Origin of the sequence: Bartonella taylorii 8TBB (genome assembly GCF_902825155.1) — a bacterium.
In the GTDB taxonomy this organism is placed as follows: domain Bacteria; phylum Pseudomonadota; class Alphaproteobacteria; order Rhizobiales; family Rhizobiaceae; genus Bartonella; species Bartonella taylorii_A.
In genome coordinates this window covers 1-3710 of record NZ_CADEAG010000025.1, presented here as the reverse complement: position 1 = coordinate 3710, position 3710 = coordinate 1, and the positions used below count along the sequence as shown (strand labels likewise).

Sequence of the window (3710 nt, the reverse complement as noted above, 5' to 3'; positions counted from 1 at the left end):
GGGACATCATCATAGGGGTGATGTTCCCAGAAATGATAAGCAACGCGCTTACCACTGGCATTAAATTCAATTCCCATACGAATGTAATTGCCTTCAATCTCAGCAGGTCCATTATAAGTGAGATCCAGCATTTCAGTGGGATAAACTTGCAACTGAAGTGGCACACCAGAGCGCCCGTAGAGGTCAACATAATGTAATCTTACAAAGCATTCTCCGGTTAAAAAGACCTCTCGTGCAATCGTTGCTTGAAGTCCATAAAAATTGGCATCTTCATCATAGTCCGCTTCATCAACCCATTGCCACCACAAGTCTAAAAGCTTTTTCTTTTCTTCTTGAAAACCTTCAATACGAGGATAAGGTTTAATCCCATCACTTACAGCCGCAGAGACCCATTCCTCTGTTGCAGACCCATAAAGAGCTTCATTGTCATAAAGCCATCTTGAACGGGCAACAATGGTATCACCGCATTCCTCAATGGCTTTATTGATATGTTTTTTGGCTGGGTCAAAACCACCCATGCGACGGCTTTTACTTGCAGCTTCAAAATGGGGATTGTGTTGACGAGAAATTGTAAAAAAGCCTGTGAGTTTATTAAAAAAACCAGCCATTAATAGCCTCGTGATATATTAAAATAGAAAACGCGTGAACGCTTGCGTCCTTCAAGATCCGCTATTTGTGTGTTCAGCATCTCAAGCGCTCTGCGAAGTTCCTCAACAGAACGATTGCTTACTTGCTTATCGCCATGGCGCACCGATTGCGCTCCCGAATAAAGAGCCTCTTCAATTTGCTCACGCCGCCTTTTTAAACTTTCAAGTCTCGAAAATTTGCTGTTAATTGGTTCTAAAGTTTCACCCACAAATTACCTCCAATCCCCTCGCATATAAGGATTCATCATCGTTCTGAATTGCTTCTTTTGAGGCTGTGCTGTCTGAGATCTTCTTGGAGCAGGAGAGGGGGCATGTCTTGGTGTTGACTGCTCTAAAGAGCCTTCAATTTTAAGTTTTTCCAGACGCTCTTCTAAGATATCGACTTCTCGATTAAGGTTTATTCCCGCCGAAATCAGACCTTGTAAAGCCGCATAAGCATAGACCCTACAATCCAAGGCTTCATTTCTTGCTTTTTCGCTTTTTTGCCATTCAATGCGCTTGAAGCCTTTAAAATATTTGATGACTTTTCTTTCAGCGGTCAGCTGATCAAAATATTCTCGATCAAGGTTTTTGTGAAAATGCGTTGCACCAGCACCCGATGCTTCAGGACCAGATTTTTTAAACCGTGCCGTGATAATATCTTTTGCTGCATCAACACCAACAATATAGAGATTAATCTGTCCTTTGTTGTTTCTACTTGGACGGCGCGGCCATACTGCACGCCATCCCGCTTGTCCCTTAATTCCCCAGATACGCCGCCCCTCACGGGGCCGCACGTAATTATAAACCGCCTGTGTGTGTCCACCACCGGTATCAATACAAGCCGCCGTTATCTTTATGCCGTCTTTGTAACCTAGATGCGGCCAGCGTCTTGTAAGATATTCATCCAATTGGTCCCATACTTCAAAAGAAGAGGGATCACCAGGAATGACGTGATAATCAATATGCCAGCTTTCTTCACTGCGTCCCCATCCCACTACTTCCAGTTCTAACCGGTCATTTTGCACATCAATACCCGCTGTCAACAACACGGCTTGTTCTGGTGCAAGGGGATAATCTTCACGTTTTGCATAGAGGCTATCAGGGTCAACAACTTCGCCGGTTCTATCCTCCCATGGCTCTCCAAGCACTGTGTTGATAAAAGGCTGCAAAAGTGCCGGATCATCCTTGGCATCTAAAAACTCTCTTGCGCATTCCCCCCAAGTAAGCCAAGGTGAATAGAGTGCCGAAATATGGTAAGAACGCAAATTCGGTCTGCTTGACTCACTGGTTGGTACCCAACATGCTCCTCTTTCTTCACACATGAGATCTGTTTTTCTGTGCTCAGCATGTTCATGACCACAATGCGCACAAACAAAAACAGCTTTTTCAGGAGCACCTTTTGGCCACTTGATTTGTGACCAAACAATGGGCTGTAGAACACCACACGCATCACAAGGGACATTGTAATATCGCTGGTCTCCTAGCACGAAATCTTTGGCGATACGGCTTGTGTCACGGTGTGTTGGCGTGGACAATTTAAAAATCTTTCTCTGCACAAAGGTTGAGGTCCGCTTTTCCGCTATCATCACCGGATCACCTTCGTTATCCACACTGAGAGGATAGGCATCAACCTCATCAAAAATCAGATAACGAATAGGCATGGAACGCAAACCGGCAGCACTGTTGGCTCCTGTAAGCATCAATGCCCCACCATCAAACTCTTTCGAAAACATTGTATTGCCGCTGTCGCGTGCCCGCGCTGGGGCAATGCGTTCGCTTAAAGCAGGGCTTGCCATAATCATTGGGTCAAGACGCGTCTTTGACAATTTCTTCGCTGTCTCAACCGTTGGCATCACATAAAGGGCAGGTCCCGGACTATAATGAATGGCATAACCGCAGAAGTTCAATCCTGCTTCTGACATGCCGATCTGCGCGCCTTTCATGACAATGGTTGTTTCAATTGGCACATAAGAGGAAAGGTTATCCATGATTTCGCGCAAATAAGGGGTACGCTTTGTTCTCCAAAGCCCAGGCTCAGCACTTGCTACGGTGCTAAGATACCTATTCTTATCTGCCCATTGCGAAACCGTGTATGGTGGGTCTGGTTGTCGTGCATCATTGGCATTGGCGAAAAATTCTTCGACGGCATTGTCATCCATTATTCATTTCTTGCAAGTGCTCTAACTCTGGAGAATGAGGATCATGAAAAGGCACTGGAATATTAACCGCCTCAAGCAAAGCTGTTCTCATAGTATAATCAATAGCACCAATAAGGCTGGCTGCATCACATCCAACTTGTGCAGCAATGCTCGCACCAAAACGATGGGGAAAATTCAACATAGCATCACGGTGCGCTCTTCCAAACTCACGCGCTGCCTTTTTCATTTCTTCTCGATCAACAGTGGTTTCGCGCAATCGTTCAAGTGCAATCTTTTCGCTTTCAAGCGCAACTTGCATTCGCTCCAGTTTTATCTTGTATTCATTAGCACCATCTGTGGAGGCTTGTTTGATCTTTGTCCGCACCTTTCCATCAGGCGCTAAAAGTGAGGCAGGGCGTTTTGTTGGATTCTCATTCCAGATAGCTGTTGCAAGGGCTTCATTGACAGAACCATCTTCAAAAAGAGCTGCATCAAATTTGCCTGTCTTTATCCGAGAAACCACTGCATTAGGCGAAACCCGCATCTTCTTCGCAAACGCACGAACCGATAGACCCTCACGATGCTTCTTATTCATAGTTGCTCCTTGTCTTGATTTTTTTCTCATCTTGAGGAATGGGGCTTTCGGCGTACTAAGAAAGAAAGCTTTACGTCACGAACTGAAAAACGGGCTTCAATGCGATAAGGAGACATTTTACATATCATACTGTACATATTGAAATCATTATTTATCAATGAGTTAAGTGTACAATGTACAGTCAATTTGAAAATTCTGTCGCTAGCGATAGTTCGCGCTGTCCTGCCCCGCAACAGACCCAACCCGCCGGGAAGTACCTTTTGCATTGATTTTATTGTATTTTTTATGGAAAGAACCAAAGCATAAGTGATAATTTGCTTTAAAAATTACAATTAAAGTGAGTAGTGT

General features: G+C 44.5%; 4 protein-coding genes. All 4 read right to left on the bottom strand.

Features of this window, described 5'->3' with window-relative positions; all coding sequences use genetic code 11:
* Window positions 1-608, bottom strand: a 608-nt coding sequence (locus J7R13_RS08405; protein WP_208438268.1) for a phage portal protein, incomplete at its 3' end; no start/stop codon positions are given.
* Window positions 608-856, bottom strand: a complete 249-nt coding sequence (locus J7R13_RS08400) for a phage head-tail joining protein (RefSeq protein ID WP_208433256.1) — start codon at window positions 854-856, stop codon at window positions 608-610. The genes J7R13_RS08400 and J7R13_RS08405, both read right to left, overlap by 1 nt.
* A 3-nt stretch (window positions 857-859) precedes the next feature.
* Window positions 860-2788 carry a phage terminase large subunit family protein gene (locus tag J7R13_RS08395; protein WP_208438267.1) on the bottom strand — a complete coding sequence of 643 codons (1929 nt, stop codon included), beginning with the start codon at window positions 2786-2788 and terminating at the stop codon, window positions 860-862.
* Window positions 2781-3362 carry a hypothetical protein gene (locus J7R13_RS08390; protein ID WP_208438266.1) on the bottom strand — a complete coding sequence of 194 codons (582 nt, stop codon included), beginning with the start codon at window positions 3360-3362 and terminating at the stop codon, window positions 2781-2783. The genes J7R13_RS08395 and J7R13_RS08390 overlap by 8 nt, the downstream gene beginning before the upstream one ends.
* Window positions 3363-3710: the final 348 nt, after the last annotated feature.